Origin of the sequence: Saccharopolyspora pogona, from assembly GCF_014697215.1 — a bacterium.
In the GTDB taxonomy this organism is placed as follows: domain Bacteria; phylum Actinomycetota; class Actinomycetes; order Mycobacteriales; family Pseudonocardiaceae; genus Saccharopolyspora; species Saccharopolyspora hattusasensis.
In genome coordinates this window covers 1285225-1300292 of record NZ_CP031142.1, presented here as the reverse complement: position 1 = coordinate 1300292, position 15068 = coordinate 1285225, and the positions used below count along the sequence as shown (strand labels likewise).

The window sequence follows — 15068 nt, the reverse complement described above, 5'->3', positions numbered from 1 at the left end:
AGCGGCGGAGCGCTGTTCACAGCACCGCGCCGCGCCGGGCCCTCACGAACAGGAACACCGGCTGGGTGTTGAGCACCTCTAACAGCTCCGGGGCGACATTCGCGGCTTCCCCCGGCCGCGGTTCGTCCACAACGTCGATCTCGAACCCCGCTTTCCGCAGCGAACCGAAGATCGAGGACAACGATCGCCGGTAGAAGGTGGCAGTCACGCATTGCCCACCCCAGTCCCAGTCCTCGCTGACGAGTTCGGTGCGGTGGTAATCCGCCCTGTCAGACAACAGCCAGCCCGTGATTGGGTGGTGCACCGAGAAGACCAGCACACCGCCGGGCACCAGGCACCGGCGCAGCTCCGCGAGCAATGGCGCCCAGTTCTCGATGTAGTGCAGGACCAGCGAAGCGACCACGACGTTGATGCCGCCGGTCGGCACGACGTCCAGAGGTCGTTCCAGATCGGCCACTTCCGCACGGGCGCTCCCACCCAGCCTCTGCCGGGCGAGTTCGACGAGCCGCGGCTCCCGATCCAGGCCGAGCACATCGGCTCCGCGCTCGACGAGCTGCGCGGTGAGCACGCCGGAGGCGCACCCGAGTTCCAATACCCGCTTGCCGGTGACATCGCCTGCCAACTGCAGGATCGCGGGGCGGTCGTAGTGGGCGTTGGGGGGCGCTGCGTTCGGAGAACGTCGCGTAAGTTGCCGCGTGGTCTCGGTAGATCGAATGATCAGACACTGCATCGAGCCTAGCCGTGCGAAGTCCGCGCAGATCCAGAGATTGCCATCGCTTACTTCGTGCGGAAGGTGAATCGGAAGGTTCCGATCCAGACCTCGTCCCCGTTTGCCAGCCCGGCTCGGTCAACCGGGGTGTGGTTGACATAGGTGCCGTTCAGCGAGCCGGAGTCCGTGATCGTGTACTGCTCGCCGTCGTGGTGGATCTGGGCGTGGAAGTGGGAGACGGTCGGCGCGTCGAGCGTGATGTCGCAATCCCGGCTACGACCAACCGTCAGCGGCGTTCCCGTGACCGGGATGGCCGTGCCCGCCTGCGGGCCGCGGGCGATCACGAGCTCCGCGCTGCTAACAGTCGGGGCCGCTGCGGCACGTGGTGCTGGTGTGTCGACGCCTGCCTGCGCGGGGATCGCAGCGGGCGGCACTTCGCCGAAAGCTCCCGTGGGCGGCGCCGCCGTGCCGAATCTACTCTGGTTCATCTTGTGTAGGTGGCGGAGACCCCCGGCTTTAGCCGTGGGGAGGAGCCACCCCACCTCCTAATCGTGAGTTACACTGATCAAGCCTTTACAGGGTGTTCCCGCGGGGTGTGGGACGTGGCCTGTGGAGCGGGTGTAAGACCTCTGGACGCTTCCTGCGTCCCTCGCCTTAACCGGGGAGGCAACCGGCGATGAAGCAGGAAGCTTCCGCCGCGAGGCGGAAGGGATTCCCCCGGCTTTAGCCGTGGGAAGGAAACTCAAGACGTCCTCCTGACGGATCCGGGTCGCCGCCGCGCGCACGCGATGGCTGCCGACTCCGGGTCGTCGGGGAACCCGCCAAGCCCGGCCTCACTCCGGCGCCACGGCCCAGCCGACCGCTCGTCACCCACCGGGCTTGCGCCTTCCACGCTACCGGCGACACCGCGCCCTCCCGCTGGAAAACGCTGAGAAGGCACTGGGAATTCACCTGCGACGAGCAATGGCGGTCAATTCGCCACCTCAGCTCCACAGTAGATCAAGCGCGTGGCGGGCGTCGGACCATCCACGAGACGCGGAGCCGACCTGGCACAGTGTCGTTGCACACAATTACTGGGCGTCACGCCGCCCGAAGGCTGTCACCCGGTCCGGGCCATCGCTAGGCTCGGCGGGGCAACCTCATGACGCCGGGCGCATTCAGGAGGTGATCAACCTGCGGACGAGCGATGAGCTAACCCGTTCGGGGCATGCCGGTCCTTCTCACCTGCGGACGCAAGAGGTCGGGCTCGACCTGCTGGCGACCGCCATCAACGAGTACGCGATCTTCATGCTCGACCTGGACGGCCGCGTGGCCAGCTGGAACCCCGGCGCCGAGCGCTTGAAGGGCTACCGCAGCGACGAGATCATCGGGCAGCACATCTCGGTGTTCTACCCTCCCGAGCTGCTCGCCGAAAACCCCCCGGAGTGGGAGCTGGAGCACGCCGCGCGCACCGGCTACCACCAGGGCGAGGGGTGGCGCGTCCGGAAGGACGGCAGCCGGTTCTGGGCCCACGTGGTCACCGCCGCGTTGCGGTCCTCCGACGGAAGCCTGCGCGGCTACGCGAAGGTCATAAGGGACGACACCGAACCCCGCGCCCGGCTGGAGCGCTCCAGCGAGCGATTCACCAACCTGATGGGTCTGACGCCGGTCGGCATCGCGCTGTTCGACGAATCGCACCGCCTGGCCCGGGCCAACGACGCGCTTTGCGACCTGCTCGGCGCCGGGATCTCCGAACTGCACGACACGCGGGCCGACGACCTGCTGCACCCGCAGGACCGGTTGGAGCCGATGATCCCGCGGGCGCCGATCCTTGACGCCCCCACCCATCGCGTGCTGAAGCGGACCGACAGCCAGCCGGTGCACTGCGACCTCCGCTGCACCGCGGCGGTGCAGGATGATGGGCGGTTGTTCTGGCTGGTGGCGTTCCAGGACATCACCGAACGGCACCAGCGGGCCGAAGAACTCCACTACCAGGCCACCCACGACTCGCTGACCGGCCTGTTCAACCGCCGCGCGGTCAAGGAGCTCCTGAACGAGCTGGTGCGCGGCCCCCGCGCCGACCGGGTCGGCGTGCTGTTCTGCGACATCGACAACTTCAAGCGGATCAACGACTCCCTGGGGCACGACGCCGGCGACGAGTTGGTCGCGACCCTGGCCCGACGGCTGCAGGGCGGCGTACCCGCAGGGTGCACCCCGGCCCGGCTCTCCGGCGACGAGTTCGTGGTGGTCTGCCCCGACGTCGAGGCGGTGGGCGGGCTCGAAACGCTGGCCGAGACCGTATCCGGCCTGCTGCGCACCGTGGTGCGGCTCCAAAGCCAGCAGGTCCAGGTGTCCGCAGCGGTCGGCGGCGCGGTGCTCGACGGCGCCGGGGCATACGGCGAGGACCTGCTCCGCTTCGCGGATGCCGCCATGTACCGGGCGAAGCGGCGCGGACCCGGGCGCGTGGCACTGGCCGATCCAGGCCTGGCCGAGTCCATCAACCGGCAACTGCGGCTCGAGGGGGAGCTGCGCGACACCATCGACAACGACGGTCTCGTGCTGCACTACCAGCCCGTCGTGGACGCCGCGGGCACCGTGGTGTCCGCCGAGGCGCTGGTCCGCTGGATGCATCCCGAATACGGCCTGCTCCCCCCGGACGTCTTCCTGCCCGTTGCCGAGCAGGGAGGGCTGATGCGCGACCTGGACCGGTGGGTGCTGCGCACGGCACTGCGTCACGCCTCCGCCTGGCCCGATGTCGGCGGGCGCCCGGTGGGCATCGCCGTCAACCTCGCCGGGCTGCTGCCGGATGACCACGGCTTCACCTCCGAGGTGACCGACGCCATCGCCGAGTCCGGCATCGATCCGAACCGGGTCGTGCTCGAACTGGTCGAGACGGTGCTGGTCGACCTGCCGCCCCAACCCCGCCGCGCCATGCTCGACCTCGTCGAGCGCGGCGTCCGGTTCGCCGTCGACGACTTCGGCACCGGTTATTCGTCGCTGGCCCGGATCAAGGACCTTCCGGCGCAGATCATCAAGGCCGACCGCAGCTTCGTCGCCGACCTCGGTGTCGGCTCCCGGGATCTGGCGGTGGCCCAGGCGGTGGCGGACCTCGCCCGCGCGCTGGGCTGCGAGAGCGTCGCCGAGGGCATCGAGACCGCGGAGCAGTTCGACCTGCTCCGCGACGTCGGGATCGACGTCTACCAGGGTTTCCTGTTCGCCCGCCCGGTCCCCGAAGCCGAACTCACCACCCTCCTCGTGAACGGCCGCCCGCTCCCGTCGTGAGCGACGGTCGCTTCGGCACACCCGATGCGGATGCTCATCGGCAGGTGGCATTTCCAGCTCCCGGTGTCAGCACCGCAGCCGTCGCGGCACAGACCGTCCACTTCGGAATCCGTGGCCGGCGTGGACCGTGACTCCGCAGCGTTCATAGGTGTTGTCGGCCGGGGTCCCGCTTGGTATGGGCGAGGATTTCGTCCTGGAACGCGAGGTAGAGGTTCGCGACGACCTGCGCCGACGTGATCCGGCCTCCGACGAGCTTCTCGACGTTGCGGAGGCGGTAGCGCACCGTGTTCGGGTGGATGAACAGCAACTCGGCGGTTCGCTTCACGTCCTGATCGCAAGCCAGGTAGAGCACCACCGTTTCGACCAGATCCGGCGCCTTGATCAAGTCGCCGAAGTGCCTTTCCAACCGGTCGGCCACCTGAGCGTCGCGGCGCGTGAGCAGCCATGCGGCGAAATCGACCTCGTCCAGTCGAACGATCGTCTGGTTGCTGCCCCGATCATGGCGGCGGCCGGCCAGGTGCCGGGCGGTCTCGGCCTCGTGGGCGTACCGGCTCGCCACCGTGATGTCGCTGAAGGCACCGCTCACCCCGACCAGGTGGGTGCGCGCGAGCACCCCGAGCCAGGCAGCCGCGGCGTCTCGCTCCGCGATGACGGCCGTCAGACCGGTCGTCGGATCTTCGACGTCGCGGTCGTCGGACAAAACCAGCGGCACGCCCTCGGCCTCCGCAGCTTCCAGGAGGGCTTCGGCGGTGGTCGTCGACCCGCGTGCGGCGCGGTCGCCGATCGCGCTCGCGGCCACGACGCGGAGGTCGTCGCCGACCCGAAAACCGAACGCCCGCAACCGGTCCCAGGTCTGGCGCACCTGCGAGGTGGTCACGCCACCGCGCAGCGCCGACACGATTCGGGCGGCCTCCGCTCGCTCTTGGCTGATCACCAGTGACCGCGAGGCATTGGCCGCCGCGAGTACCCGTTCCGCCGTTTCCAGCAGTTCTGGGCTGATGTCGTCGAGCAGCGACCTGTTCCGCGACGCCACCGCCAACTGGAAGCCGGATCCCCGGAGGCGGAACGGCCGGGTTGCGACCATCCACTGCCCGACCACGAAGCGCTGCGGTCCCGGCTCGCGCGCGCTGATCTCCTCCCAAACCAGCCGCAGGGGCCCGTGGCCAGTCGAGGCGACGATCCGCCCCGCGCCCTCGTAGAGGACTGCTGCCCCCTTGCACAGCGTGCCGAGCCGGACCACGAGTGCGCTCACCGGGTCTGCCGCCGACAACGCGTGCAGCAGGTCGTTCTGCAGCCAGACCGCCCGCTTCAGCAGGTAGGTCTCCGCGGACAGCGCGCCGCGGTTGATGAAGTCCTCGATGGCGGCGAACCGGCTCCCGCCTCTCACGCTCAGCAGTGGGAAGTTCCGCTCCCGCGCGGCGGCGCGGAGTGCTCGCGGAACCCGATCGAAGTGGACGCCCGTGCCGAACAGCAGGGCGGCCGCATCGGCCGAGATGAGGTCGGCGATCAGCTGCCTCTGTGGCGCGGGATCGTCCGGGGCGGCCGTGAACTGCAGGCCGGTGGTGAGCACGATCGAGCGCGGGCGCAGCCAGCTCGCGGCGTCGGCGATCTCGATCGAGTGCGCGGAGCCGACCACCGCCGAGAGGTCGCCGGGTTCCTCCACGGTCAGCTGCAGGCTCGGCTCGTCGACGAGGTTGCGCAAGGCCAGCTGCGGCCAGCCGCCGCGGCTATCGGTGCTCATCGACGTCCTCTCCGCGCCCCGGCGCTAGAACTGTGGGACAGGACAGATCAACTCCACCGCATTTGTAATTCTCATAGTGACAGCGCCTACAGCGTGGGGCAACCTTCTCTTCCAACCGCAGCCGGCGGCGGATACCAGCCCGACCCGCACGACTTTCGAGGAGGCCTCCACATGGCAAAACAGCGTGTGGCCGTCGACGTCGGCGGCACGTTCACCGACGTGTGCGTGTTCGACGAGGACGACCGGAGCATCCGAGTCACCAAGGTTCCATCCACCCCGGACGACCCGATGCGCGCCGTGCTGAGCGGCGTCGAACGCGGCGGCATCGACCTCTCCGAGGTATCGCTGTTCTCGCACGGGACGACGGTCGCCACCAATGCGCTGATCACCAGGAACTTCCAGCCCGCCGCGATGGTCACGACGACCGGTTTCCGGGACGTGATCGAAATCCGCGACGGGACCAAGGACGACCTGTGGGACGCGTACCACGACGTGTCCCCGCCGTACATCCGCCGCCGGGATCGCTTCGAGGTCACCGAACGCATCGACTACGCGGGCCACGTCGTGAAACCGCTAGACGAGACCGAGGCACGGAACGTGGCGGCGTTGCTCCGCAAGCGCGGGGCGCGGACCGTGGCCGTCTGCTTCGTCAACTCCTACGCCAATCCTGCCCACGAGATCCGGATGCGGGAGATCCTCGAGGAGGAACTGCCGGGGGTCGCGATCTCCACCAGCGCGGAGATCCTCCCGGAGATCTTCGAGCACGACCGGTTCAACACCACCGTCGCCAACGCCGTCCTCGCGCCGCTCGTCAGCGGCTACGTCAACCGGCTCGCCGAAGAGCTGAGCGCGGGTGGCTATCGCGGAGACCTGTTGCTGCTGCATTCCGGCGGCGGGTCGATGACGCCGCGCATGGTGGAGCGGTATCCCGTCCGCCTGGCTGCATCCGGCATCGCCGCGGGCGCCATCGCCGCCCGGCACGTCGCCGCCCAGTGCGGTTACGCCAACGCCATCGGCTTGGACATGGGCGGCACCAGCACCGACATCGCCATGGTCCACGACGGCGAGCTCCGGGTGACCAAGGAGTGGTCGGTCGAGTACGGGTACCCGATCATCTTCCCGTCGATCGAAGTGCTGACCATCGGCGCCGGCGGCGGCTCCATCGCCCACATCGACGAGGCCGGCTCCCTGCGCAACGGCCCCGAGTCGGCGGGCGCCTCGCCCGGCCCTGCGTGTTACGGCACGGGCGGCGCCGAGCCCACCAACTCGGACGCGAACCTGGTGCTAAACCGCCTCGGCACCGCCCTGGCGGGCGGGGCGAAGGTGCTGTCCCCGGAACTGGCCGAGAACGCCCTCCGCGACCAGGTGGCCCGGCCCCTCGGGCTCAGCATCGAGGAGGCAGCGAGCGCCGTCCTCCGGGTCGCCAACGCCAACATGGCCGACGCGGTCCGCCTGATCTCGATCCGGCGCGGCTACGACCCCCGCGATTTCGCCCTGATCGCCTTCGGCGGTGCGGGCGGGTTGCACGGTGCCGAGGTGGCGCGCGAGCTCAACATCCCGACCGTCGTCGTCCCGCCGAACCCGGGTGTGACGTCGGCGCTCGGGTGCCTGCTGGTCGACATCCGCCACGACCTGTCGGCGATGTTCGACGCCGTTGGCGACGAGGCCGACGTCGAGGAGTTCGAGAACGCGTTCGCCGGTTTGGAAGCCGAGGCATCGGCCCGGCTGCGGCACGAGGGCGTCAGCGCCGAGGACGGCGTTCTGCAGCGCACCGTCTCGATGCGCTACCTGGGCCAATGGCGGTCCCTGACCGTGAAGTGCGGTAGCGGGCCCGATGCCCTCCGCGAGGCGATCGAGTTGTTCCACGAGCAGCACGAGCGGGAGTACTCGTTCCGCAGGGACGAGACGCCCGTGCAGATCTACCAGCTCGGGCTGACCGCGATCGGCGTCACGCCCAAACCGGTGGTCGCTCCGCACGAGGTCACGACCGGTGCAGCGCCGACGGCGCAGCAGAACCGCAAGGTGTACTTCGAAGGCCCGGGATGGGTCGACACGCCCGTCCACGACCGAGCCGCGCTGCCCGCCGGGTGCCGGCTCACCGGGCCCGCGGTCATCGAACAGTTGGACTCCACCACCGTCGTACCGCCGGATGCCCGGGTGGAGATCGACGAGTGGCTGAACATCCGCATCCACCTGACGGAGGCCTGAACCATGACGTCCGACCAGCGGCCGGCGCCATCCGGCGCGGTGACCCCCGCAGGCCTCGACCCGGTGACCTTCGAGGTGCTGAAGAACGCCTTCGTCACCGCGGTCGACCTGATGAGCGAGCAGATCATGCGCACCTGCTACTCCTTCGTGATCTACGCGCGCGACTTCTCCTCCGCGCTGTGCGACGCCGACGGCAACACCGTGATGCAAGGCAGCGCCGACATCGCCGTGCACGTGGGCACGCTGCACTTCCAGTGCAAGGCGGTCCTGGAGGAGTTCGGCGACGACATCAATCCCGGTGACGTCTTCGCGGTGAACGACCCCTACCGAGGCGGCACGCATTTCAACGACGTGAGCTTCATCCGGCCGATCTTCGTGGGAGCGGAGATCATCGGGTTCGCCCAGAACAAGGGCCACTGGGCCGACATCGGCGGCAACGTCCCCGGTTCCTTCGACGTCAACGCGAAGGAGCACTTCAGCGAAGGCCTCCGCATCACCCCGGTCCGGGTGTGGCACCGGGGACGCCAGCTCCGCGACGTGGCGCAGCTGCTGGTGTCCAACACGAGATCGCCGTACAGCTGCATGGGCGATCTGAACGCGCAGGCCGAAGCCACGGCGGTATGCGAGCGCGAAATCCTCCGCCTGGTCGACCACTACGGCAGGGACACCGTCGTGGCTGCGATGGGCGGCGCCCAGGACTACGTCGAACGCATCGTCCGCCACAAGCTTGCCGAACTCCCCAAAGGCGAATGGGAAACGGTCGACTACCTCGACGCCGACCCCAGCAAGCCGGAAGGGTTGGTGCCGATCTCGGTCAAGATGCGCATCGACGACGACGGCATCCACTACGACCTGTCCGGCAGCGCCCCTGCGGTGTCCACGTTCCTCAATTCCGGTTACGGCACAACCCATTCGGCGCTGTACGCCGGAACCAAGACGTTCTTCCCCGACGTGCCGCTCAACTCCGGGCTGTACCGGGTGGTGCACGCCGAACTCGGCCCCGAAGGCACAGTAGTCAACGCCAGCTGGCCGACCGCGGTCACCGGATTCTGCTCCGGCCCCTACGAGAAGCTGATGAACGCGCTTTTCGAGATCTGGTCGCAGGTCATGCCCGAGCGGGCCATGGCTTGCGCGTTCAACCTCGAATACCTGCTGGTCGGCGGCAAGGACGGCCGCACGGAGGACCGCCCCTACTTCATGTGGTACGACTGGATGGCCGGTGGCTGGGGTGGCCGAGCGACCAAGGATGGATCGGGAGCGACGGCGCCCGTCTTCGGGCCGGGCCTCGCAGTGCAGCCGGTTGAAGGCCAGGAACGGCTCTCCCCCGTGCTGACCACCGAGCACACCATCGTGACGGACTCCGGTGGACCGGGACGCCATCGCGGCGGCTGCGGGCTGGAGAAGGGCGGCGTGCTCACCGACTGCGAGAGCACCGTGATGTCGTACTGCTGCGACCGCGCACGGTCGATCACCTGGGGCATCGCCGGTGGCCTGCCCTCGCTGCCGCACGGCGTCTGGCTGAACAAGGGCACCGAAGACGAGCGGTTCCTCGGCGCGACGTTCTCGAACGTCGCGATCGAGCCCGGCGATACGTTCACCCGGCCGTCGGCCGGTGGCGGCGGCCACGGGGACCCGCTCACCCGGGATCCCGCTCTCGTGGTCGAAGACGTGATCGACGGGTACGTCTCGATCGAGCGTGCGGCCAAGGATTACGGCGTCGTCGTCGTACCGGTCGACCCCGAGTTGGACCGGTACGAAGTGCACATCGCCGCCACCGAGGAGCTCCGGAGGTCCATCGCCGCCGAGCGGCGGGGCTGGTTGGTGGAGGACCCGCACGTGGTGGCCCACCGGTATCGCGCGGGCGAACTGGACATGCTCGATTCGATCAGACGGTACGGCGTGATCGTCGATTGGGGAACCGGCGAGCTGCACGAGAACACCACGCGCCAGTACCGAGAACTGCTCCACAAGCGGGCCGCAGCCTACTGGGACTGACCCCGCCACCCGACGATGGGCCGACCGGTGCATACCGGTCGGCCCACCGGTCGTCAGCGCTCATCGTGGACCGCCGTTCACGCACCGTGTAAAAACGTTCCGCGAGCCGACACCTTACGGTGCCGACGTTGGACAGCGCCCGTCCGGCGCCGGTCTTCCCGACCGCGCGGTTGCTCAGCGACGACCCGTGGCGGGACGCGACCGAGCCGCACCGCCGGCTGCCCAGCTGCACATCACCGGTCGCTTTCCAGCGCCCACGCAAGGATTTCCTCGACAACACCGCCTTGGCATCCGCGTAGTGCTGGACGTACTTCCACTCCCTGGTCGCCAGCTCCGGCCGAACAGGCACTCCGGCACGCTGCCTCCCGTCCTTCCGCCGACCAGCGATGCTAGGCCATCTGCGGCGCTGTCTCGCGGGCGAGCGCCGCACCGGAACCCACATCGCAGGTCCACAAAGGACGATGGTGGCCATCCGCGTCTCACGACCATCGCCTCACTCTATTGAGTGAGGATCCGGCATCGACCACTACGCACCGTGGTTCGACTCACGCCTTTCCGGGTGGACAGGGCCGACACTCCGCGTTGAGACTGGATAGCAGACAACCCACGGTGACATGGCCCCCAATCCGGCCGCCTGCGTTTCCGGACTCGGACTGAATCGATCCAGAACCCAAAGGTCTCCCCCATGTCCCGATCGCGGCATCACGTCCTGCCGCACCACCGCTGATCCCCTTCCCAGAGAGGAGAACTGTGCCCATCGCGCTGCTCGCACTGGCCGTCGGCGCCTTCGGCATCGGCACGACCGAGTTCGTCATGATGGGCGTGCTGCCGCAGGTGGCCGCCGACTTCGGCGTTTCGATCCCCACCGCCGGCAACCTGATCACGGGCTACGCGCTCGGAGTCGTGATCGGGGCCCCGGCACTGACGATCCTGGGGGCGCGGCTGCCCCGCAAGACCATGCTCGTCGCCACGATGGGCCTCTTCGCGCTCGGCAACCTGCTCTTCGCGCTGGCCCCGAACGCGGAGATCGGCACGGTCCTCCGGTTCCTCGCCGGACTGCCGCACGGCGCTTTCTTCGGCGCGGGCGCCGTCGTCGCCACGAGCCTCGTCAAGCCGGGCAACCGCGCCAAGGCGGTCTCGATTATGTTCATGGGCCTCACCCTGGCCAACGTCGTCGGCGTGCCGCTCGGCACGCTACTTGGCCAGCAGTTCGGCTGGCGCGCCACCTTCGCCGTGGTGTCCGCCATCGGCCTCATCGCCGTCGCCGCCATCGCCCGACTGGTTCCCCGCCAGGGCCGCCCGAAGCCCGCGCAGACCTCGGTGCGCGGGCAGCTGGCCGCGTTCCGCCTCCCGCAGGTGTGGCTGGCACTGGCGATCGTGACCTTCGGTCTCGGCGGCACCTTCGCGTGCCTGAGCTACCTGACCCCGATCCTCACCGACGTGTCCGGCTTCTCCCCGACCGGCGCGACCGGGATGCTGGTGTTGGCCGGGCTCGGCATGACGCTGGGCAACTTCCTGGGCGGCCGGGTCGCAGACAAGGCGCTAATGCCAGGTCTCTACGCCGTGCTGATCGGGCTGGTCGTGTTGCTCGGGGCGTTCACGATCACCTCCGGTGACAAGGCGGCCGCCGCGGTGACGGTCTTCCTGATCGGCACCGCCGGGTTCATGGTGGCTCCGATCATGCAGGCCGTCGTCATGGAGAAGGCCGGTCGCGCACCGGCGCTCGTGTCGGCAGCCCTGCAGTCCGCATTCAACGTCGCGAACTCGATCGGCGCCTACGCCGGCGGTCTGGCGATCGCGCACGGCCTCGGGCTGCTTTCGCCGAACCTGGTCGGCTCGGCTCTTTCGGTGCTCGGCCTCGCACTGGCCGTGGTCTCGGCAACCCTGGAGCGCAACGCGAAGCGCAAGCCGGCGACCGTTCGGCGCATCACGCCCGAAGACCGGGTCGTGCGGGCGGAGCCCCAACTGGTCGCGGCCTGAGCGCGACATGGCATCGGCGGGGCGGCGCGACCGCCCCGCCGATCCGCCCGATCATGGACCTGGAGTTCACCGCCGTCGTACCGCACAACACGACGAGGCCAAGCGCACTCGGATCACCGAACAAGGCGGTGCCTGCCTCCCGGCCGACCCGCCGCTCGCCGTTTACGACCGGGCGAGAGCTCATGCCGCCGACAGCGGCGGCCACTACCTCGACCACTTCACCGACATCGCGGAAACGATCGATTCGCGAACCCGGACCGCCCCTACGGCCTTGCCGCCGAAATCCTCCGGGACGTGACCGGGCCACCGCCGGTGTGGATCGTCCTTGGCGCAGGCACGGGCGCGAGCTCTCGGGCCGTGGGCCGATACCTGCGCTATCACGGCTTTCCGACGCGAGTGGCGGTGGTGGATCCGGAACAATCGGCATACTTCCCCGGCTGGGCGACGAACTGCGCCGACTACGCGACCGGAATGCCTTCGAGCATCGAGGGAATCGGCAGACCCCGGATGGAGCCGGCCTTCGACGCCGCATCGGTCGACCCGGTGATCCCCGTGCCCGACGTGGCGAGCGTGGCCGCGATGCGCTACTTCGCGGCGACCACCGGCCTCCACCCCGCCCTTCCACCGGCGCGAACCTGTGGGGCGCGTTCCACCTGCTGCCCCGCATGCGCGAGGCGGGCGCGCCGGGCTCGGTGGTGATGATCGCCGCTGGCTCCGGCCGCCCGTACACCGAGACGTACTACGACGACGGATGGACAGCCGCCAAGGCCTGGGACCTGACCACGCCCACAACCGCCCTGACCGGCTTCACCCGCACCGGAGCCTGGCCGGCGCGGACGGCAGCTTGAGGCCCGACAAGCCGAGGACCAGAATCGCGATGCTGACCGGATCGTGGCGGCAGCGGACGATCTTGCCCGCCGCAGGAGGCGGGGCGCACGGCATCGGCACCTCGGCATCCCGATGCATCGGACCAGCTTCCCGGCACGACGACTCTGCGCCGTCCCCGATCTGCGAGCCGGGGCCTTTGGCCCCTGGAACCGGCAGTTCCAGCTCCCGCACGGTGAGTTACTGGCAGAGCGCATGCCTGGCCGGCCTGCTGATCCGAGCAGTCCGGGCGAGCGGAGGGGGCGGGGACATGACAACGCACGGAGCACGACGCACGCACACCGGATGGGTGGGATGGGTGTACTTCGCGGCCGTCGTCCTGCTGCTGGCCGGCATCGTCCAGGTGATCAACGGGGTGATCGCGTTCGCCCGCTCCGGCATGACGTACGTGATGCCGGCCGGGGCGGTCCAGATCAGCTACGCCGGGGTCGGCTGGAGCTTCCTGATCACGGGTGCCGTGCTCGTCCTCACCGGAATCGGGCTGTTCGGCGGTCGCACCTGGGCACGTGCCGTGGCGATCGTCATGGCGATGATCAGCGTGCTGGCCAACCTCGCCTTCATCACGGCGTATCCGCTGTGGTCGGCGGTCGTGATCGTGCTCGACGTGATCGTGATCTACGCATTGGCCGCCCACGGCCGAGAGGTCAGCCGCAGGTAGTCCGCTGATCCCGCGGCGCGTAGGCGACCAGTGCACCTGCAAGTCCTGCCCCTGGCCATCACCATGATGGCGGGACCGCAGATCATATCCGCAATCGTGTTCGTGACCACGTCGCGCGCGGTGCGGGTGTCCGTCGCGTCCTCACGTGGTCCTGGCGACGGCCGTCGGCGTGCTGATCGCTCGCGTATTGGCTGCTTGCACTGCTCGGCCGTTGTGCCCGTTGATGGCGAGTCGCCGGAAACAGATCGTGCTCATCGCCCTGCTGGTGCTGGTCGCGGTGCGGAACTACCTGGCGTGCAAGACGGCGGAACCACCGAAATGGCTCTGCACACTGCTGTCCGCGACCCCGACCACCGCGTTCAAGGCCGGTCTACTCGGCGTTCCTCGCCGCGCTGCCGCTGCTGCTCTACCTGATCTTCATTCTCCTCGTCGCCACCGGCGGTTGATCTCCTCGGTGCTGACCCGGTCCGAGACGAGGAAGGCGTACGCCCACGCCGCGCGCGGGTCGCTGTCCACCAGCAGCGCCTTGACCAGCAGCGTCAACGGGATGGCCAGCACCGCGCCCAGCGGCCCGACCACCCAGGTCCAGAACACCAGCGACAACAAGGTCACGGTGACCGAAAGTCCCACGGCTTCGCCGACGAAGCGCGGCTGGACCAGGCTTTGCACGATGAAGTTGAGCCCCGCGTAGACAACGGCCACGACGACCGCCAACTGCCAGCCGCCTTGGAGCAGGGCGAGGAGGACCGGCGGCACCAGGCCGATGATGAAACCGACGTTCGGGATGTAGTTGGTGACGAACGCCAGCAGCCCCCACAGCACCGGCAACGGCACCCCGAGCAGCGCCAAGGCGATGGTGTCCAGCACCGCGACGATCAGTCCGAAGACCGTGGAGACCACCAGGTAGCTGCGGGTGCCGCAGATGAAACCGCCCAGCGCCCCGGCCATCCGCGGATGCCGGTCGGACACGATTCCGAGCCTGCGGCCGACCCCGCTGGTCTCGATGCCCAGGAACAACAGCAGCGCCAGGAGGAACACCAGGTTGGTGCTCACGCTCGCCACCCCGGACAGCAGGCCGCCGACGATCCCGGCCAGGTTGGTGTAGTTCACCTTGCTCGCGGCGGTCTTGATCTGCTCCGGCCCGATGCCGAACTTCGCGAGCGCCTGGGCCATTTCGGCGCCGAGCGCGTCGGCGCGTTGCGCGTAGTGCGGGAGGATCTCCGCCAAGCGGGCCACCGAGACGAACACGACCAAGGCGAACGTGATGAGCACCGCGTACACCAGCACGACCAGCACCGCGGTGGCCAGCCAGCGCGGACAGCCCTTCCGGACCAGCCATGCCGGAACCGGGTTCGTCGCGATCACGATGACCAGCGCGAGGAACGTAGGCGCGATCAGCCAAGCGGCCGCCCGAACCCCGGCGATGACCACGACCGCCGAGGCCATCCCCAGGAGTACGACCAGACCCCGCGGCAGCCAACCAGCGCGTTCTCCGTCGGGTGTGGCCAGGTCACTGCTGTGATTCGCCACCCGACAAGCCTACGAGCCCCGCCGTCGCACCGCTCGTGGATCAGCGATCCACAGTGGATCAGCGCCGCGCCATCGCGCCGCACGGTTCGGTGCGACAGGCA

The 15068-nt window shown here is 68.9% G+C and carries 13 protein-coding genes; 9 read left to right on the top strand and 4 right to left on the bottom strand.

The genetic code is table 11. From position 1 onward, the window contains the following. Positions 1-16: 16 nt before the first annotated feature. Together DL519_RS05540 and DL519_RS05535 are read right to left on the bottom strand one after the other, a co-directional pair. The gene (locus DL519_RS05540; protein WP_263399582.1) at positions 17-622 is read right to left on the bottom strand and encodes a class I SAM-dependent methyltransferase; all 606 of its coding nucleotides are present in this window, start codon (positions 620-622) and stop codon (positions 17-19) included. A 155-nt stretch (positions 623-777) separates the two neighbouring features. Next, positions 778-1197 (bottom strand): FHA domain-containing protein, encoded by a 420-nt coding sequence (locus tag DL519_RS05535; RefSeq protein WP_190813167.1) that lies wholly within the window; start codon positions 1195-1197, stop codon positions 778-780. Between the two features lie 676 nt (positions 1198-1873). Between DL519_RS05535 and DL519_RS05530 the strand changes: the two genes are divergently transcribed. Further along, entirely contained in the window at positions 1874-3970 is a 2097-nt protein-coding gene (locus DL519_RS05530; protein WP_190813166.1) for a putative bifunctional diguanylate cyclase/phosphodiesterase, read from the top strand. Positions 3971-4112: 142 nt separating this feature from the next. On the opposite strand, the gene DL519_RS05525 is transcribed toward DL519_RS05530, so the two are convergent. Next, a complete protein-coding gene (locus DL519_RS05525; RefSeq protein ID WP_190813165.1) occupies positions 4113-5711 on the bottom strand; it encodes a helix-turn-helix domain-containing protein in 1599 nt (532 codons plus the stop codon). A gap of 171 nt (positions 5712-5882) precedes the next feature. Here DL519_RS05525 and DL519_RS05520 point away from each other — a divergent pair, with 171 nt between their 5' ends. The 8 genes from DL519_RS05520 (at position 5883) to DL519_RS05495 (ending at position 13437) form a co-directional block, all read left to right on the top strand. After that, complete coding sequence (locus tag DL519_RS05520) at positions 5883-7919, top strand: hydantoinase/oxoprolinase family protein (protein ID WP_190813164.1); 2037 nt, start codon at positions 5883-5885, stop codon at positions 7917-7919. Positions 7920-7922: 3 nt separating this feature from the next. Further along, positions 7923-9914 (top strand): hydantoinase B/oxoprolinase family protein, encoded by a 1992-nt coding sequence (locus DL519_RS05515; protein ID WP_190813163.1) that lies wholly within the window; start codon positions 7923-7925, stop codon positions 9912-9914. Between the two features lie 128 nt (positions 9915-10042). Continuing rightward, positions 10043-10213, top strand: a complete 171-nt coding sequence (locus DL519_RS05510) for a hypothetical protein (protein ID WP_190813162.1) — start codon at positions 10043-10045, stop codon at positions 10211-10213. A gap of 451 nt (positions 10214-10664) precedes the next feature. Continuing rightward, positions 10665-11894, top strand: coding sequence for an MFS transporter (locus tag DL519_RS05505; RefSeq protein WP_190813161.1), 1230 nt, complete (start codon positions 10665-10667; stop codon positions 11892-11894). A 7-nt stretch (positions 11895-11901) separates the two neighbouring features. Beyond that, positions 11902-12192, top strand: coding sequence for a hypothetical protein (locus DL519_RS45715; RefSeq protein WP_223838473.1), 291 nt, complete (start codon positions 11902-11904; stop codon positions 12190-12192). After that, complete coding sequence (locus DL519_RS49690) at positions 12189-12593, top strand: pyridoxal-phosphate dependent enzyme (RefSeq protein ID WP_397544928.1); 405 nt, start codon at positions 12189-12191, stop codon at positions 12591-12593. Before DL519_RS45715 ends, DL519_RS49690 begins: the two co-directional genes overlap by 4 nt. Continuing rightward, a complete protein-coding gene (locus tag DL519_RS45705; protein WP_223838472.1) occupies positions 12560-12742 on the top strand; it encodes a hypothetical protein in 183 nt (60 codons plus the stop codon). The genes DL519_RS49690 and DL519_RS45705 overlap by 34 nt, the downstream gene beginning before the upstream one ends. Positions 12743-13029: 287 nt before the next feature. Further along, a complete protein-coding gene (locus DL519_RS05495; RefSeq protein ID WP_190813160.1) occupies positions 13030-13437 on the top strand; it encodes a DUF7144 family membrane protein in 408 nt (135 codons plus the stop codon). A 417-nt stretch (positions 13438-13854) separates the two neighbouring features. Here the strand turns inward: DL519_RS05495 and DL519_RS05490 are convergent, their stop codons facing one another. Then, entirely contained in the window at positions 13855-14967 is a 1113-nt protein-coding gene (locus tag DL519_RS05490; protein ID WP_223838471.1) for an AI-2E family transporter, read from the bottom strand. Between the last annotated feature and the right edge of the window lie 101 nt (positions 14968-15068).